This is a genomic window from Flavobacterium urumqiense, assembly GCF_900108015.1.
Classification (GTDB): domain Bacteria; phylum Bacteroidota; class Bacteroidia; order Flavobacteriales; family Flavobacteriaceae; genus Flavobacterium; species Flavobacterium urumqiense.
This window is the reverse complement of record NZ_FNVP01000002.1, coordinates 101224-118068: the sequence shown is the minus strand read 5'-3', so window position 1 is coordinate 118068 and position 16845 is coordinate 101224. Positions and strand designations below refer to the sequence as shown.

General features: G+C 34.6%; 19 protein-coding genes, 2 tRNA genes and 2 pseudogenes. 8 read left to right on the top strand and 15 right to left on the bottom strand.

What is annotated here, in order from left to right; translation table 11 throughout:
- Positions 1-30 precede the first annotated feature (30 nt).
- The 3 genes from C4S35_RS03720 to C4S35_RS03710 all read left to right on the top strand — a co-directional run bounded on the left by C4S35_RS03720 (position 31) and on the right by C4S35_RS03710 (position 672).
- Positions 31-106: transfer RNA gene (locus tag C4S35_RS03720), tRNA-Gly, on the top strand.
- Between the two features lie 11 nt (positions 107-117).
- A tRNA-Leu gene (locus tag C4S35_RS03715) sits at positions 118-203 on the top strand.
- Positions 204-324: 121 nt separating this feature from the next.
- The gene (locus C4S35_RS03710; protein ID WP_103998888.1) at positions 325-672 is read left to right on the top strand and encodes a DUF1508 domain-containing protein; all 348 of its coding nucleotides are present in this window, start codon (positions 325-327) and stop codon (positions 670-672) included.
- A gap of 163 nt (positions 673-835) precedes the next feature.
- On the opposite strand, the gene C4S35_RS03705 is transcribed toward C4S35_RS03710, so the two are convergent.
- The 5 genes and pseudogenes from C4S35_RS03705 to C4S35_RS15560 form a co-directional block, all read right to left on the bottom strand.
- Entirely contained in the window at positions 836-1081 is a 246-nt protein-coding gene (locus tag C4S35_RS03705) for a hypothetical protein (RefSeq protein WP_103998887.1), read from the bottom strand.
- 290 nt (positions 1082-1371) lie between these two features.
- Positions 1372-2061 (bottom strand): annotated as a pseudogene (locus C4S35_RS03700) (3-deoxy-D-manno-octulosonic acid transferase); the annotation flags it as partial.
- Positions 2042-2512: pseudogene (locus tag C4S35_RS03695) on the bottom strand (S46 family peptidase); the annotation flags it as partial. The pseudogenes C4S35_RS03695 and C4S35_RS03700, both read right to left, overlap by 20 nt.
- A 22-nt stretch (positions 2513-2534) precedes the next feature.
- Complete coding sequence (locus C4S35_RS16295; RefSeq protein ID WP_103998886.1) at positions 2535-2822, bottom strand: GNAT family N-acetyltransferase; 288 nt, start codon at positions 2820-2822, stop codon at positions 2535-2537.
- A gap of 3 nt (positions 2823-2825) precedes the next feature.
- Positions 2826-2981, bottom strand: coding sequence for a hypothetical protein (locus tag C4S35_RS15560; protein WP_159916637.1), 156 nt, complete (start codon positions 2979-2981; stop codon positions 2826-2828).
- 532 nt (positions 2982-3513) lie between these two features.
- Between C4S35_RS15560 and C4S35_RS03685 the strand changes: the two genes are divergently transcribed.
- The 3 genes from C4S35_RS03685 (at position 3514) to C4S35_RS03675 (ending at position 7462) form a co-directional block, all read left to right on the top strand.
- The gene (locus C4S35_RS03685; RefSeq protein ID WP_244175193.1) at positions 3514-5481 is read left to right on the top strand and encodes a S9 family peptidase; all 1968 of its coding nucleotides are present in this window, start codon (positions 3514-3516) and stop codon (positions 5479-5481) included.
- Between the two features lie 649 nt (positions 5482-6130).
- Entirely contained in the window at positions 6131-6733 is a 603-nt protein-coding gene (locus C4S35_RS15555) for a sensor histidine kinase (protein ID WP_159916634.1), read from the top strand.
- Positions 6734-6739: 6 nt separating this feature from the next.
- Positions 6740-7462, top strand: a complete 723-nt coding sequence (locus C4S35_RS03675) for a LytR/AlgR family response regulator transcription factor (RefSeq protein WP_103998884.1) — start codon at positions 6740-6742, stop codon at positions 7460-7462.
- Positions 7463-7568: 106 nt separating this feature from the next.
- Here the strand turns inward: C4S35_RS03675 and C4S35_RS03670 are convergent, their stop codons facing one another.
- A complete protein-coding gene (locus tag C4S35_RS03670) occupies positions 7569-8795 on the bottom strand; it encodes a 3-deoxy-D-manno-octulosonic acid transferase (protein WP_103998883.1) in 1227 nt (408 codons plus the stop codon).
- 168 nt (positions 8796-8963) lie between these two features.
- Here C4S35_RS03670 and C4S35_RS03665 point away from each other — a divergent pair, with 168 nt between their 5' ends.
- Together C4S35_RS03665 and galE are read left to right on the top strand one after the other, a co-directional pair.
- Positions 8964-10094 (top strand): DegT/DnrJ/EryC1/StrS family aminotransferase, encoded by a 1131-nt coding sequence (locus tag C4S35_RS03665; protein WP_103998882.1) that lies wholly within the window; start codon positions 8964-8966, stop codon positions 10092-10094.
- Between the two features lie 6 nt (positions 10095-10100).
- Complete coding sequence (gene galE, locus C4S35_RS03660) at positions 10101-11114, top strand: UDP-glucose 4-epimerase GalE (RefSeq protein WP_103998881.1); 1014 nt, start codon at positions 10101-10103, stop codon at positions 11112-11114.
- A 152-nt stretch (positions 11115-11266) separates the two neighbouring features.
- Here galE and C4S35_RS03655 read toward each other — a convergent pair whose 3' ends face one another.
- The 9 genes from C4S35_RS03655 to purT form a co-directional block, all read right to left on the bottom strand.
- A complete protein-coding gene (locus C4S35_RS03655; protein WP_103998880.1) occupies positions 11267-11518 on the bottom strand; it encodes a hypothetical protein in 252 nt (83 codons plus the stop codon).
- A 115-nt stretch (positions 11519-11633) separates the two neighbouring features.
- The gene (gene fabD / locus C4S35_RS03650) at positions 11634-12506 is read right to left on the bottom strand and encodes an ACP S-malonyltransferase (protein WP_103998879.1); all 873 of its coding nucleotides are present in this window, start codon (positions 12504-12506) and stop codon (positions 11634-11636) included.
- Positions 12507-12735: 229 nt separating this feature from the next.
- Complete coding sequence (locus tag C4S35_RS03645) at positions 12736-12891, bottom strand: (4Fe-4S)-binding protein (RefSeq protein WP_167386504.1); 156 nt, start codon at positions 12889-12891, stop codon at positions 12736-12738.
- Positions 12892-12945: 54 nt separating this feature from the next.
- Positions 12946-13260, bottom strand: coding sequence for an OsmC family protein (locus C4S35_RS03640; protein WP_103998878.1), 315 nt, complete (start codon positions 13258-13260; stop codon positions 12946-12948).
- A 92-nt stretch (positions 13261-13352) separates the two neighbouring features.
- A complete protein-coding gene (locus C4S35_RS03635; RefSeq protein WP_103998877.1) occupies positions 13353-13637 on the bottom strand; it encodes a GNAT family N-acetyltransferase in 285 nt (94 codons plus the stop codon).
- 11 nt (positions 13638-13648) lie between these two features.
- Positions 13649-14365, bottom strand: coding sequence for a pirin family protein (locus C4S35_RS03630; RefSeq protein WP_103998876.1), 717 nt, complete (start codon positions 14363-14365; stop codon positions 13649-13651).
- A 283-nt stretch (positions 14366-14648) separates the two neighbouring features.
- Entirely contained in the window at positions 14649-14882 is a 234-nt protein-coding gene (locus C4S35_RS15925; protein WP_244175185.1) for a cyclic nucleotide-binding domain-containing protein, read from the bottom strand.
- 244 nt (positions 14883-15126) lie between these two features.
- On the bottom strand, positions 15127-15453 hold the full coding sequence (locus C4S35_RS03620; protein ID WP_103998875.1) for a DUF6370 family protein: 327 nt from the start codon (positions 15451-15453) through the stop codon (positions 15127-15129).
- A 4-nt stretch (positions 15454-15457) separates the two neighbouring features.
- Positions 15458-16618 carry a formate-dependent phosphoribosylglycinamide formyltransferase gene (gene purT / locus C4S35_RS03615; protein WP_103998874.1) on the bottom strand — a complete coding sequence of 387 codons (1161 nt, stop codon included), beginning with the start codon at positions 16616-16618 and terminating at the stop codon, positions 15458-15460.
- Positions 16619-16845 lie beyond the last annotated feature (227 nt).

Here is a 16845-nt window from a genome sequence, read left to right as displayed (position 1 = left end):
GTATTGCGGTTCTTTTTAAGAATTGAAAATGCGAAAATAGCTCAGTTGGTAGAGCGCGACCTTGCCAAGGTCGAGGTCGCGGGTTCGAGCCCCGTTTTTCGCTCCACACCAAATAATGCTCGGATGGTGAAATTGGTAGACACGCTGGACTTAAAATCCAGTGAACAGCAATGTTCGTGCGGGTTCAAGTCCCGCTCTGAGTACTAAACCGCTTCAATTGAAGCGGTTTTTTTTGTTTTATGATTTTTCGTATTAGAACTAAATCTGTCTGAACCGGTATCGACTTCTTTTTTTTTGGATTTATAATTTGAATTTTTATAAACTATGGGGGCTTTTGTAATTAGTAAAAGATTTAATGACGAGTATAAATTTGTTTTTACTTCAAGAAAGGGAAAGGTTGTTTTTACCAGTTTGAGTTATGAACTGAAATTTGAGTGTGAAGAAGATGTTGACAAATTAAAAGAGAACATCGAATCAGCGGACTTTTTAAAGTTTAGGTCTTCTAATGGTAAGTATTACTTTAAATTGATGTTAAAGGGAGGTCATCTTGCTACCAGTAGAAAATACACGACTTCTTTGAGACTTCAAAAAGGAATAGATGAAATTGTTAAATATGGGAACGTATCTGAAATTTTAGATTTTTCGGCAAATGATTTTATTTTTGAAGATTAAGGTTTATTACGAAGCAGTACGTTAAAAAAAAAGAGAGCAATGGTAATTTTACCATTGCTCTCTTTTTTTATTTATCTGATGCTCTAAAAACGTCAATATAAATAATTAAAAAAGCCATCTCGCTTGCGCGGATGGCTTTAAAATTTTTAGAATTAAATTCTAATTATTTTTTTGCAGCTTCAGTAGCAGTTGCAGCAGCTTCAGTTGCAGTTTTTGCAGCGTCAGTAGCAGTTGCAGCAGCAGAGTCAACAACAACAGCAGCAGAATCAACTACAGCAGCAGCAGAGTCAACAACAACAGCAGCAGAATCAACTACAGCAGAAGCGTCATCAGCAGGAGCGTCAGCTTTTTTACATGATACAACAGTTAAAACAGCAACAACAGCTAAACTTAAAAATACTTTTTTCATCTTACTTTATTATAAAAGGTTAATTATTAATTCGTGGCAAAGATATAAATTTTTTAATATGTAAAATATTTTTTTATTTTTTTTTTAAAAAATAATATATTTTGCCAACATACTCATTAACACCAACTATTATGCCACAAAGACTATTTTGCTAAATATAAAGGGTTAATTCAATGAAAGCTACTTTGTGGGGCTTTTTTTATAATCTAATTAGACCGAATCCTCTTTCTTGGTTAAAAGAAGTCTCTTATTCAAATTCGATATTTTTAATGTAAAAATAGTTTTGAAAATTAGAACAACTCAAAATTTGAGATCGTATTCATGATAATCGCAGTGGCGCCTTTATTCATGTGTACAAATGTGCCGCAGATATGACCTTTTTCCTGTCTTTCTGTTTCAATAAGAATTAAGTTTATAAAAGCGACTTGTAATTCCTTTTTATTGGAAACAGAAATACAGCCTTCCAGATTTATCAAAGCCGTTGCCTCGGCAAAATGAGAATAGTTTGGACCAATCACAATTGGAACTCCAAAAGTTGCTGGTTCAAGTATATTATGTACGCCAAGATTACCAAAACCACCGCCTACATAGGCAATGTCCGCATAACTGTAAATTTTTGTCAAAATGCCAATCGTATCAATTATAAAAATGTCATAATCAGCAAGATTTTTATCCTTTCTTTCGCTGAATAAAACTGTTTTTTTAGTAATGCTGTTTTTTAGATTCTGAATTTGTTCCTCCTTAATATTATGTGGCGCAATAATAAATTTGACATTGTATTTGTTAGAATTGATAAAATTCACTATTAAATCTTCATCTTTTGGCCATGAACTTCCCACGACAATAGTGAGTGTGTTGTTTTTAAAATCAGAGATAAAATCCAACGAATTGTCTTTTTCTAAAATTGCTGCCACTCGGTCAAAACGGGTGTCTCCTGAAACGGCAACATTGGCTTTGCCTAACTGTAGTAACAATTTCTTGAATTTTCTTTTGTTTTTCGGCTTCGTTGCTCATGGAAGCAGTTCCGTCCAAAACTAAAGTGGTTACATCTTCAATTTTTACCATAAAAGTCACAGTCAAACCTTCGTTTGGCAGTTCTTCTTCCATTTTGTAAGCCCAAAAACCATCTGTCAGATAATCATGGTCTACGGTGGAATGCGATTGAATTTGTGAAAACCCGCAATGATGATTGGTCAGGATCAATCCTTTTGGGGAAATAACTTCTGAGGTACAGCCCCCGTTAAAATGTGGAACCGCATCTTTCATGCTCGACTGATTTACATCATAAATGTCTTTTACGGACATTTTCATGCCCAGATTTTTCATTTCGGTTTCATTCATTCCATTCAGCAGCGAAGGAATCTACATTCCGCCTTCCTGGGCTTGTAGCTGAATGACAAATAGTAATAGGAATAATTTTAAAAATTTCATGGTATTGATTTAAGTTGATTTTTTATTTAACAATATATTTCATTAATTTCCGATGGAGGAATATAAAATTGCTGGCGAGACACAATTTTTGAGCGTTTTCATTGTGATTTTCAACTTCTAGGTAGATTATTTTCAGGTTTAATTGTTGTGCTTTGGCTTGAATAAAAGCCACCGTTTTTTTGCCAATTCCTTTGCCGCGAGCCGAATCGGAAAGATACAAATCGTCTAAGATGCCTATTCTGCTATGGTATTCAAAGCTGAAACTGAATGTTATGATTACATAACCGACTACCGCGTCATTCGTATAGATTAATTAAGCTAAACCAAACTCAGAATTGTCGGTAAATTGCCGGAATAACGCCTTTGATTTTTCGATATCTATAGGGTAGCCTTTTATGGCATAAAAATCTACCATCATAGCGGTAATGAGATCAATATTATTTTTGTCTAGCGGTTTAAAATGGATCATCTTGCTTTTTTTAAGAGCTGTAAAGGTAGGCGATATTGGTTTTGTTTGTATTTAATAACCTTGGTAACCGTTCGTCATTTCGATATAGCCGTTCGTCATTTTTTGTAAGAATACAAGTTGAGGTCGCTATATATTTGTCTCATCAAAACAAACTAACAAACAAAAAATAAAAACATGAAAAAAGAAAGTCTTAAAAATAGGGAAATTAGTAGCGTATGCATTATTAGGGTTTATAATAGTTTTTCAGCATAATACAGGATTCCATTTTTAATTAGTTAAAATTGAAATAAAATTTTAATGACAGGATCAATCAAATCAAATCAAATCAAATCAATCAAATCAATCGAATCATGAAAAAATTAAATTTTAAGAGAGTAGTTAAAAGTGTAATACTAATATTAGTTTGTATTGTCCTTGGAATTTTTATAAGTGGGGCAATGGAGGGTATAAAGGAGGTTTTGTAATAAATAATAAATCAAATCAATCAAATCAAATTATGAAAAAAAGAATAGTAGTAATTGCACTGGCAATTATGGGAATGTCAAGTGCAAATGCACAAATGGCCAAAACAGAAATCACTAAGCCTGGTGATGCTTCTCTTCCATCGTCAAAAGAAGAGTTAGAAAAGTTATCCACTTTTGAAAAAGGAACTTACAAATATAGTGTGGAGGATTTCTTTAAAAAACCAAAAGCATCAAATTTTCAATTGTCCCCTGACGGCAAGTTTCTTTCTTATCAAGAGAAAGATGTCTCAGGAAAAAATCATGTATATGTTAAAAACACAAAGACTGGCGAAGTTGTCTTGTCAATAAAAGAAAAAGAGGAATTGATTAGAGAGTATTCTTGGATAAACAATGAAAGGCTTGTGTATTCAATGGACAAAGGAGGGAATGAGAATTACCATATTTACGCCACTAATTTAGATGGCTCTAATGCCATTGATTTAACACCTTATGATGGTGTAAAAGCTGGAATTTTGAAAACACTTAAGGAACAAAAAGATTATTTGATCATTTCAATGAATAAAGACAATCCGCAAGTTAACGAGCCTTATAAAGTTAATGTTGTTACAGGGCAACTGGAGAAATTACATACAAATGATGATGTGAGTATTCCGATTGTGGGTTATGATTTTGATAAAGATGGTAATTTAAAAGGATTTCACCGAATTGTTAATGGTCTAGAAAATCATTATTACTACAAAAGCAACGGTTCTAAAACGTATGAACACTTTAATAATGCTAATTGGGATGAAATTTTTAATGTGCTATCTTTTAATTACGCTACGGAAAATCCAGATGATGCCTATATATTGACCAATTTAGATTCTGACAAGATCAGAGTTGTTTTGTATGACTTCAAAGAGAAGAAAATTCTAAAGGAAATATACTCGAATGATACTTATGACGCTACTATTTTAAGTTTGTCAAGAAAACGAAATTATGAAATTGATTACGTTGGTTTCAATGGAGAAAAAGTTGAAGTATTGCCTGTTAGTAATACTTTTAAAAAATATTATCAAAAATTGAAAAAAGAATTTGGAGACCAACAATTTTATTTGATTGATAGAACAGAAGCAGAAGATAAATATTTGATATTGGTAACTAGCGATAAAATACAAGGAAAGTATTTTCAGTATGATGTTAAGCAAGATAAAGTTACTTTCCTGTTCGACTTACTCCCGCAATTAAAAGAAGAGGATATGGCTGGAATGCTCCCGATAACTTTTAAAAGTAGAGATGGTTTGACCATTCATGGATATATAACCTTGCCAAAAGAAGCACTAAATGGTAAAAAAGTTCCATTAATTGTAAATCCCCATGGAGGGCCTCAATCAGTAAGAGATTCTTGGAGTTTTATAAAAGATGACCAATTATTCGCTAGTAGAGGATACGCTACTTTACATGTGAACTTCAGAATTTCTGGGGGTTATGGTAAAGAATTTATGAGAGCAGGGTTTAAACAAATTGGCCGAAAAGTTATGGATGATATAGAAGATGGGGTTCAATATGTTATCGAGCAAGGGTGGATTGATAAGGATAGAATGGCTATATACGGGGCCAGTCATGGCGGATATGCAACTCTTATGGGATTAGTAAAAACGCCTGATTTATATGCTTGCGGGGTGGATTATGTTGGGGTATCAAATGTTGAAACTATTCTTGCCTCTTTTCCTGCGCATTGGAAGCCATACTTGAAGATGTTTAAGGAAACATGGTATGATTTGGATAACCCAAAAGAAGCTAAAATATCCCGTTCTGTTTCGCCAATTTATCATGTTGATAAAATTAAAAAACCTTTATTTGTAGTTCAAGGGGCTAATGATATAAGAGTTACAATCAAAGAAGCAGATCAAATTGTAACGGCACTTAGAGCTAAAAATTTCCAGGTCCCTTATATGGTTAAATACAATGAAGGTCATGGTTTTGGACGGGAAGAAAATAGAATTGAACTTTATAAAGCTATGATGGGATTTTTTGCTCAACATCTTAAAAAATAAAAATTAATTTTAAAAAGTATAACTTTGGCGAAGTGTCTGTGCTTCGCCAAATTTTTTAAATATTTATTATAATTTTAAACTCGAAAAAAAATGGTGAAACTTATTTTAATAACAGTAATAAAGTTTGTGGAGTATTGCACAGAACTGACATCATAAAAAGAAAACTAAGGTGATGGAAAAAATCTCAAATAGAAAAAATACTTTTTGGGTTATTCAAATTTTTATCTGGACAATTCTGTTGGGATTTATATTTATACCTCAAATGTTAGATCCTAAAAAAAATGTTTTAGGATATGAAAAATGGCAATTGGTTTTGGATTATGTATCCTTTACTATAGCTATACTTATTGTGACTTATTCAGTAAGGTATTTTTTTAACAAAAACATTGATTTTGAAAGTTTTACTAAAATTGATTTTTTTAAAATAATTGTAGTGTTTGTGATCTCAATTGCTACATATTATTCATTCATTATGGGGTATAACTATTTAATGCTTACGTATGTGTATAAAAGGCCAGAAGTTTTAAATCACCCCAGCCAAACTTTAGTGGCAAATATTATATTCATCATTTTGTTTTCTATTTTGTTTTTTTTATGGATAATTTCATATTCTGTTGTTAAGGCTATCTTGCTTTTAAAGGACAACAAAATGAATCGGTTAGAGTTAGAGTCTACGCTCAAAGAGTCACAAATCAATGCTTTGAAAGGACAAATTAACCCGCATTTTATGTTTAACAGCCTAAACAATATTCGCGGTTTGATTCTGGAAAATCCAGCTAAATCAAGGGAAATGATTACCAGATTGTCCGAGATGTTACGGTATTCTTTGACCAAAAGCGAGAACAATACCATTGCTTTAGATGAAGAAATTGAAATGGTCGAAAACTTTATCGCTATCTCAAAAATTCAACTGGAAGACCGATTGCAATTTGTTGCCGAAATAGAAGAAACGACTTTGAAATTGCACATTCCACCTATGATTATTCAAATGTTAGTTGAAAATGCCATTAAACACGGAATTTCGCAAATAAAAAACGGTGGTATTTTACTGTTGAAAATCAAAGAAGAAAACACCGATTTACACATTCAAGTCAACAATACAGGGCAACTGTCGCAGCAAAAAGGTACAACCCAATTAGGTCTCAAAAATATTCAAAGAAGATTACACTTAATTTATGGCGAAACAGCAACTTTTTCACTAAGTGAAGTTGAAAATGAAGTTGTTGCCAAGATAGTACTACCTATTTCTTAGTAACTGATGAAAAAAATAAAAGCTGTCATAGTAGAAGATTCCCGTTTGGCTCGCAATGAGCTGAAGGAATTAATAAAAAATCACCCTGAAATTCAAATCATTGGCGAAGCCGAAAATGTGGATTTGGGATTTGAACTCATCAATGCTGTTCAGCCCGACTTGCTTTTTCTGGATATCAACATGCCTGAAAAAGATGGTTTTACCTTGCTTGAAATGCTCGATAATGTACCTATTACGGTTTTTACGACTGCTTTCGATGAGTATGCAATCAAGTCTTTTGAGTATAATGCGCTCGATTATTTATTAAAGCCAATTAATCCAATAAGGTTTGCACAAGCGATAGAAAAAGTAAATACCAATTTGATTGAAAAGGCCGAAAAAAGTGAAAAGAAGCTGGCTTTGGACAATCAAATTTTTATCAGAGATGGTGAAAAATGCTGGCTGGTAAAAATCTCGGACATTTACTTGTTTGAAGTGGATGGTAATTACACGAAAGTATTTTTTCAAAATGAAAAAGCGATTATCAACAAATCATTAAACCAAATTGAGGAAAAACTTCCCGAGAAATTTTTCTTTAGAGCAAATAGAAATCAGATTGTAAATGTGCAATACATTGTCAAAATCGAAACGTGGTTTAGCGGAAATCTTTTAGCAGAGCTTCCAAAAGAAATTAAAGTGGAGATTTCCAGAAGACAAGCCAGCAATTTCAAGGAAAAGCTGAGTTTGTAGCCGCAATCATGGAATAAGACTTATAGAGATACAGATTCTACAAATTGTAACAAATTAAACAGTGACACTTTGTTGAATTTATATCTTTTCGTGTTTGAATTCGAGTTTATAGTCGACTCGTAATAACTTTGGTTGCGCCCTTATTCATTTGTACAAAAGTACTGCACATGTGTCCTTTTTCATTTCGGATGTGAGCATTGCGTATTAGGTTTTCAAGGGCTTCGTTCAATTCTTTTTGATTGGCAACCGCAACACAGGCATCCATATTGACCAGCGCGATTGCTTCTGCAAAATGGGAATAGTTGGGTCCAATAATGATTGGAACTCCAAAGGTTGCCGGCTCTAATACATTGTGAACTCCGGGATTCCCGAAACCGCCGCCGACATAAGCAATATCCGCATAACTGTAGATTTTTGTCAAAATGCCAATCGTGTCAATAATAAACACATCGAAATCAGCGAGATTCCGTCCTTCTTTTTCAGAGAATAAAACAGTTTTTTTGGTGATGCTGTTTTTTAAATTCTGAATTTGTTCTTCTTTTATGTTATGTGGCGCAATTATAAATTTGACATTGTATTTGTTAGAATTGATAAAATTCACTATTAAATCTTCATCTTTTGGCCATGAACTTCCCACGACAATAGTGAGTGTGTTGTTTTTAAAATCAGAGATAAAATCCAACGAATTGTCTTTTTCTAAAATTGTGGCCACTCGATCAAATCGGGTGTCACCAGAAACAGCAACATTACTTTTCCCTAACTGCTGCAGTAGCTTTTTAGAAGTTTCATTTTGAACAAAAAAGTACGTGAACGCATCCAGCGCTTCTCGGTAAAAACCGCCATACCATTTGAAAAACAGTTGGTTCTTTCTAAGAATTCCAGAAACTAAATAGGTTTTAGTATTTAATTTTTTGAGTTCAAATAAATAATTAGGCCAATACTCATATTTGATAAAAAACACTAAATCAGGATGTATAAGTTTCAAAAATTGTTGTGCATTTTTCTTAGTATCTAATGGCAAATAAACCGTGACATCCGCAACCGTATTGTTTTTACGAACTTCATAACCTGAAGGCGAAAAAAAAGTAACTACGATTTTATGGGAAGGAAATTTTTCTTTAATTTTTTCGATTACCGGAAGTCCTTGCTCGTATTCACCAAGTGATGCGGCATGAAACCAAATCGTTTTATCAGAAGGTTTTATTTTTTGTTCCAAAGTTGGAAAAGCAACTTTTCGACCGTCCACAAAAAGTTTAATTTTCGGACTGAAGGTAGCGACTAGTTTTAAGGCTTGTGAAGCGAAAACCACAAATAAATTATAAAGGAAAAGCATCGTTAAAAATTTGTGTGCTAAATTACATCACTTTGAATAATTTTCATTGTAATAAGTCATTAAATAACTATTTTTGTTCTACGTTTAAAAAAGGTGTTTAGCAACTTCAAACCTTAAACTAACGTCATCCTTAAATCAGTTAAAGGATAAATTTTAAAGAAAATCTCCATGAAAAAAATTCAAATGGTTGACTTAAAAAGTCAATATGATAAAATAAAGGATACTGTAAATGTGTCTATTCAAGAAGTTTTAGATACCAATACCTATATTAACGGACCGCAAGTTCATCAATTCCAAAAATCTTTAGAAGACTATTTAGACGTAAAACATGTAATTCCATGTGCAAACGGAACTGATGCGTTACAAATTGCTATGATGGGATTAGATTTGAAGCCTGGAGATGAGGTAATCACTGCTGATTTTACTTTTGCCGCAACTGTTGAAGTGATTGCCTTGTTGCAACTTACGCCGGTTTTGGTAGATGTGGATATCCATAATATGAATATTTCTATCGAAGGAATAAAACGCGCCATTACACCAAAAACCAAAGCGATTGTTCCCGTACATTTATTTGGACGCGCGGCGAATATGGAAGCAATTATGGCTTTGGCCAAAGAACATAACCTATTTGTAATAGAAGATAATGCACAAGCTATTGGAGCCAATTGCAAGTTTTCTGATGGGACAAAAAAGAAAGCTGGAACGATAGGACATGTAGGATCAACATCCTTTTTTCCTAGTAAAAATTTAGGATGTTATGGTGATGGTGGAGCCATTTTTACAAACGATGATACTTTGGCCCACAAACTTCGTGGGATTGTAAATCACGGAATGTACGAACGCTATCATCATGATGTAGTAGGAGTGAACTCACGTTTAGATAGTGTACAAGCCGCAGTTTTGAATGCAAAATTACCTTTGTTAGATGCTTACAACAAAGCAAGGCAAGACGCAGCCAGAAAATATTCGGCAGCTTTTGAAGGACATAAAAATATTGTATCGCCAAGTATATGTGACATTTGTGACTGCCATGTTTTTCATCAATACACATTGAGGATTGTGAATGCAGATAGAGATGGCTTGATGCAACATTTGCTTGACAAAGGTATTCCTTGTGCGATTTATTACCCAATTCCGTTGCATGCACAAAAAGCATATTTAGATGCAAGATATAAAGAAGAGGATTTTCCTGTAACCAACCAATTGGTCAAAGAAGTAATTTCGTTACCAATGCATACAGAACTAGACGAAGAACAAATTAAATTTATCACGGACAGCGTTTTAGAATTTTTGAAATAATAGATCATGAAAATACTAGTAACAGGAGGTTTAGGTTTTATAGGATCTCATACAGTAGTCGAATTACAAAATGAAGATTTTGAGGTACTAGTTGTAGATAATCTTTCTAATACTTCTTTGAGTGTATTAGACGGAATTCAAGCCGTTACAGGAAAAATTCCTGCATTCGAAAAATTAGATTTGCGTGAAAAAGATAAAGTGCAGGATTTTTTCAAAAGACATCATGATATTTCTGGGGTAATCCATTTTGCTGCGTCAAAGGCAGTTGGTGAGAGTGTTGAAAATCCTTTGTTGTATTATGAAAACAATATCAATGCGTTGGTATATGTTTTGCAGGAATTACAAAAAAAACAGGAAGCCAGCTTTATTTTCAGCTCCTCTTGTACTGTTTATGGTCAAGCCGAAAAAATGCCTATTACTGAAGATGCATCAATTCAAACGGCTATGTCACCTTATGGAAATACCAAACAAATAGGGGAAGAAATCATCACTGATGTAGCAAAAATATCTGATATCAATGCCATTCTATTGCGCTATTTCAATCCTATTGGAGCACATCCATCCGCTGAAATTGGGGAATTGCCTATAGGCGTACCACAAAATTTAGTGCCATTTATTACACAAACCGGTTTTGGTTTGCGAAAAGAATTATCCGTTTATGGAGATGATTATCCTACTCCTGATGGAACTTGTATTCGTGATTATATCCATGTAGTCGATTTGGCAAAAGCTCACGTAATTGCTTTAAAAAGGTTATTAAACAAAAAAAATCTAGCCAAAGTAGAAACCTTTAATCTGGGAACAGGGACAGGAAGTTCCGTTCTTGAAGTCATTCATACTTTCGAAAAAGTTAGCGGTAAAAAATTACCTTACAAAATAGTTGCCCGTAGAGAAGGTGATATTATCTCAGCATATGCCAATACCGATAAAGCTAATACTGTTCTAGGCTGGAAAGCACATTCCACCTTAGAAGAAGCGTTGACAAGTGCCTGGAAATGGGAACAAAAAATTAGAAGTTAGTTCAGTCTGCAGTTGCAGTATTCAGTTTAGAAAATAGAAATCCCAAATTATCAATATAATTTGGGATTTTTTCTGCTTAAGGAAAACTGCGGCCAAACATTGATTTTCTTAATTTATAATTCGTTAAGGCCTTCAATTCAGTTTTTTTGGAATTATTTTTTTCCTGCTTCTTTTAATTTTTCAGCGGCTTCATCCATTTTTTCAGCTCCTCTTTCAAGAGTTTCTCCAGCTTTAACCTTAGTAGAATCAACTGCAGCGTCAACTTTTACAGCTGCTGTATCCATAGCCTCTCCCATTTCATTCCCAACTGCTTCAGTGGCCTCTTTTACTTCGTCTTTTGTTTCTTTTTTACAAGAAGTCATTAAAGTGGCAATAAATGCTAATCCTAAAAGTGCTTTTTTCATTTTTTTTATTTTAATAAATTAATAATTGAGATGAACTCATATTATAAAGATAAAAAAAATCCCCACAAACTGATGTTCACTAGGATTTAATTTGTAATCATTTCAAAATTGAATACTATGCATTCGCAGTTACCGCTTCTTTATCGATTTTCCCAATCAACCCAGCTAATACTTTTCCTGGACCCACTTCGGTAAACAAAGTAGCTCCGTCTTTTATCATTTGTTGTACGGATTGTGTCCATTTTACTGGAGCAGTCAATTGTATGATTAGGTTTTTCTTGATCTCATTAGGATCAGAAACCGCAGTTGCCGTTACGTTTTGATAAACCGGGCAAATAGGAGTAGAGAAAGTAGTTGCTTCAATAGCAGCGGCCAGTTCTTCTCTTGCCGGTTCCATCATTGGAGAATGAAAAGCACCTCCAACAGGTAATAATAAAGCACGTTTTGCTCCAGCGGCTTTCATCGCTTCACAGGCTTTTTCTACCGCAATCGTTTCTCCTGAAATTACTAATTGTCCTGGGCAGTTATAATTTGCAGCGACTACGATTCCGTCAATCGAATCGCAAACTTCTTCTACGATGTTGTCCGCTAATCCTAAGACGGCAGCCATAGTCGAAGGTTTTATTTCGCAGGCTTTTTGCATCGCCAAAGCGCGTTGGGAAACCAATCGCAGTCCGTCTTCAAATGATAAAGAGCCATTTGCTACCAATGCTGAAAATTCGCCCAATGAATGTCCCGCCACCATTTCTGGTTTGAAATCTTCCAAAGTTTTAGCCAAAATAACCGAATGTAAGAAAACAGCTGGTTGCGTAACTTTGGTCTCTTTCAATTCCTCGGCCGTACCTTCAAACATGATATCTGTGATGCGGAAACCTAATATTTCGTTCGCTTTTTCGAATAATTCCTTTGCCAAGGGGGAGTTTTCATATAAGTCTTTGCCCATTCCGGTGAATTGTGCGCCTTGACCTGGAAATACGTATGCTTTCATTGTTGTCGGTTTAAATTTGTGGGGACAAAAATAGTATTTTTTTTAGGAGCACCAACTTTTGTTCTACTTATGAATATTTCTCCTGCTGTACGCTGCAATCTCTGCGAGGATTTCCGCTTCCATCAGGGCTAAAAAGAAACTATAGGATTTCAAGAAACAAGAAAAGCGTTGAATATGTACACAACGCTTTTCTTTCAAAATGAAATTTATTATTTATTCTTGTACTACGTTAACGCTCCCATGGACATTTCTTTACCGTATCGATAATTTTTTTTGTCGAAAAATATTCAATTTTAATCCACGATTTTTCTCTAGGTTGAAATACAGCGGGATTATTGCGAACGGAGTTGCCCGATTGAATGCATTTACCAAATTGCCATACCACGGTAACTTCAGCATTGGTATACTCTTTTTTTTATGTTTTCTGGATCCTTAATTACTAGTTGCTGTTAACAGTTATCTTTCCTTTTAAAACTCTGGAAACGGGACATTTTTCTGCAATTAAATATAATCGCTCTTTTTGTTCTAAAGTAATTTCAGTCGAAAAAGATATGTTTCGGGAGATTATAATCGTCAAATCATCCTCCGTTTCTTGCGTTGCATTCAATATATTATTGATTTCTAGAATTAGCCAGCCTTTTCTGTCAATATACATGCGTAAAGTCGATAAAGTGCAGCGTTCTAAAGAAGCAAGAAGAAAGGAGTAGCGATTTGGAGTAAGATCGTTTCGATCTGCACTTTTCCGTTGATTCATAATTAGCTGACCGTTTCGCCATGAAATGGTACACAAATATTTTTGTACTCCAATATGCCCGGTAATATTTTTGTCTACCAAGTTTTGGATAATTATAAAACGTCTCTAAATTCAGGGGTTTTGTCAAAAACACTTTTAACAAACGGGCATAAAGGAAGAATTGAAATGCCTTTTTCTCGAGCAAATTCGACTGCTTTTTCCACCAATTTCTTTCCATACCCTTTCCCGTTATTACCGGGATTTACTTCGGTATGGTCAATGATGATTTTATTTTTACCAGCAAAAACAAATGTCATTTTGGCTTCTATTTTATCATTTATTGTAATATAAAACGATCCTTTTTTTTCGTCGTATTCTAATTCTGGGATTTCACTCATAATAAAAAAAATTAATGTTGCATCGGGATTTCCATCAGTAAGAACTCGGCATCTGAGGTTACTTTAATTTCCAAAGAATTGGTATTCCAAATTCCAAAACCATCTCGAGTTTCTAACTCTTGTCCGTTAATAATTACAGTTCCTGAAAGGATAAAAGCATAAACGCCATTTCCCTCTTTTTTCAAATTGTAAGTTGCTGAAACGTCTTTGTCAAATTTACCCAAATGAAACCAAGCATCTTGATGAATCCAAACACCAGAATCGTCAGCATTTGGAGAAAGAATTTGTTGTAATTTGTTTTTTCGATCTTCAGGATTTAAAGTAATTTGTTGGTAACGTGGTTCTACGTTTTGTTGGTTCGGATAAACCCAAATCTGTAATAATTTAGTTCTTTGATCGGCATTTGGATTAAATTCACTATGTTTCACCCCAGTTCCGGCGCTCATAACTTGAATATCGCCACTTTTAATGGTTTCAGTATTTCCCATGCTATCTTTGTGTGCTAAATCGCCTTCAAGAGGAATGGTGATGATTTCCATATTATCGTGTGGGTGCGTTCCAAAACCCATTCCAGCTGCAACAGTGTCGTCATTTAAAACACGAAGTGCTCCAAACTGGACTCTTTCCGGGTTGTACCAACTGGCGAAACTAAAACTGTGGTAAGCATTCAACCAACCATGATCAGCATGACCACGTGTATTTGCTTTGTGTATAATTGTATTTTCCATGATTAAATAAATGTAGTAATTATTATGATACAAATTCACAATCATTGCGTGAAGAAAGTACTTAAAGTAGTTTAAGAAAATCAGTATTCAGCAAAAAAAAAGCGGTCAGTACTCAGTAAAAAAAGTATTCAGGAAAATTTTACAGTCTTAATAACTAAATACTAGAACTGATGAATGAACACTACTTTCTCAGCAGGCTCGACCTCATTTAACTAAAGAATTCGAGTGTTACACCAATATAAGAAGCAATTTGTTTCTGCGGTACTTTTTGAATCAGACTAGGCTATTTTCTGCAAAATTTCTCAACACGCTCTTTTACGGATAAACTTAAATTATCCATTAATCGCTCTTGGTTTGCCACCAATGAATTTTCAGTTAGAATTCTAATAAAGCGTTCTAGTTTTGGAATTTTTATATAAAATTGTTCTTGATTTTCTTTTAAAAGCATAGCAACTTCGGTTTCTGCTAAGACTTCAATAAAAAGATTACCAGTTGTTTGTGAAATCAAGTTATACATATTGACAATTTACCAACCTGCACCGGCAAAATTTAAAACATGCTCTACAATATTGTCATTAATATTGAAAATTTTCAAGATTTCTGCGTTCACAAAATAAGAATGTTTACAAAATTGCCCTGAATTTAGCAATAGGCTCATGGCTTTAAAATTGTGTATTTCAATTTCAGAAAAAAAAGCTTTTCTTCCGCTGGAGTAAGAATTATATGCTTGGAATATTTTGAAGAATTAAAGACAGATCTAATTATTTTTTCTTTTCCTCAGGAAGTAATTTAAATTCTGAAACTACAAAACGGTTGCCTTTTATTTCACCGACAACTGCTGCTTTTCTAATGGCAGCGCAAAAACCATCGCTAGCATGTGCATCACCATGAGAATCAATAGAAGTTCCATCTACAAAATAGCTTTTTCCGTCAATACGAACGGCTAACTCACAACCGTGTCCTTCCATTGCAAATTGACATTGTCCGCAAGCGGCATCTACAATCTGGGTTTTTTGCTTTTCTTTTTTATCTTGAGCATTAGCTGAGACTGCTAAAAACACAAATAGTATTGCTATTATATTTTTCATTTTTTTAAGAATTTACTTTTACTAAGATAGCTGCTTTTTTGGCACGTTCGACAATTTCCTCAATCGGCGTTTTTAAAGTGTCATTGATTAGTGCTACGCCCATTCTTCGGTACGGTCTTGAGGTTGGTTTGCCAAAAATCCTGAAATCGGTTTTGGGTAAAGCAGCAATCTTTTCGATTCCGGTGTACGTTGGGTTTGTTGAATTTTCTGAAGCTAAAATTACGGCACTTGCTCCTGCTTTTTCTAAAGTAATTTCAAAAATTGGTAAACTTAAAATGGCTCGTAAATGCAATTCGAATTCATTAAAGTTTTGCGTTCCCGCCAAAGTTACCATTCCGGTATCATGTGGACGAGGTGATAATTCCGAGAAATAAACGCCGTCATCCGTCAAGAAAAATTCCACTCCAAAAAGTCCTGCGCCACCCAAAGCTTTAGTTACTTTTTCAGCCATATCTTGCGCTTCGTATAAATCCTTGTCGGAAATTCTGGCAGGTTGCCAGCTTTCCTGATAATCACCTCGTTCTTGACGGTGACCAATTGGAGCACAAAAGAGTGTTGGATTATTATTTTGTACCACCGTCAATAAAGTAATCTCCGAATTGAATTTTACAAAAGCTTCTACAATAACTTCAACGACATCACCACGGGAACCTTCCACGGCATACTTCCATGCTTTTTCAATATCGGCTTCGGTTTTTATGGTGGATTGCCCTTTTCCGGACGAAGACATTAATGGTTTTACAACACAAGGCATTCCAACAACTTCAACTCCTTTTCTTAGTTCCTCGGCAGTTGTGGCGTAGCGATAATTGGCGGTTTTTAACCCTAATTCTTTGGAAGCTAAATCCCGAATCGCTTTTCTGTTCATGGTGAAATTTGCCGCTTTCGCCGAAGGAACTACAGTAATTCCTTGCTTCTCGTAATCGTAAAAACGCTCGGTACGAATGGCTTCTATTTCAGGAACAATGAAGTCAGGTTTGTGTTTGGCGACAATTCGATCTAACGCTTCTCCATCCAGCATATTGATAACTTCAAAATCATGGGCGACTTGCATAGCGGGAGCATTTTCGTAACTGTCCACCGCAATTACTATTTGTCCAATGCGTTGAGCTGCGATGACAAATTCTTTTCCTAATTCGCCTGAGCCGAGAAGTAGTATTTTCATTTTTTTGAAGTTTCAAGTTACTTAATCGTGTAAAAACGATTTAAATTGGAAGCAAAAATAGTGTTTTTTTGCGTGAGGGATAGAAGTGGAAATCCTTTTTTATCTCGTTTTTTAACGAGGTAAAAAAGATTGCAGCGGATAGCCCGACCCTTGTGGTCACGCCCAAATACGACAAAGCCCCAAGAACATCTTGAGGCTTTGTTGGTATAATTGAAGTTGGACTTTTT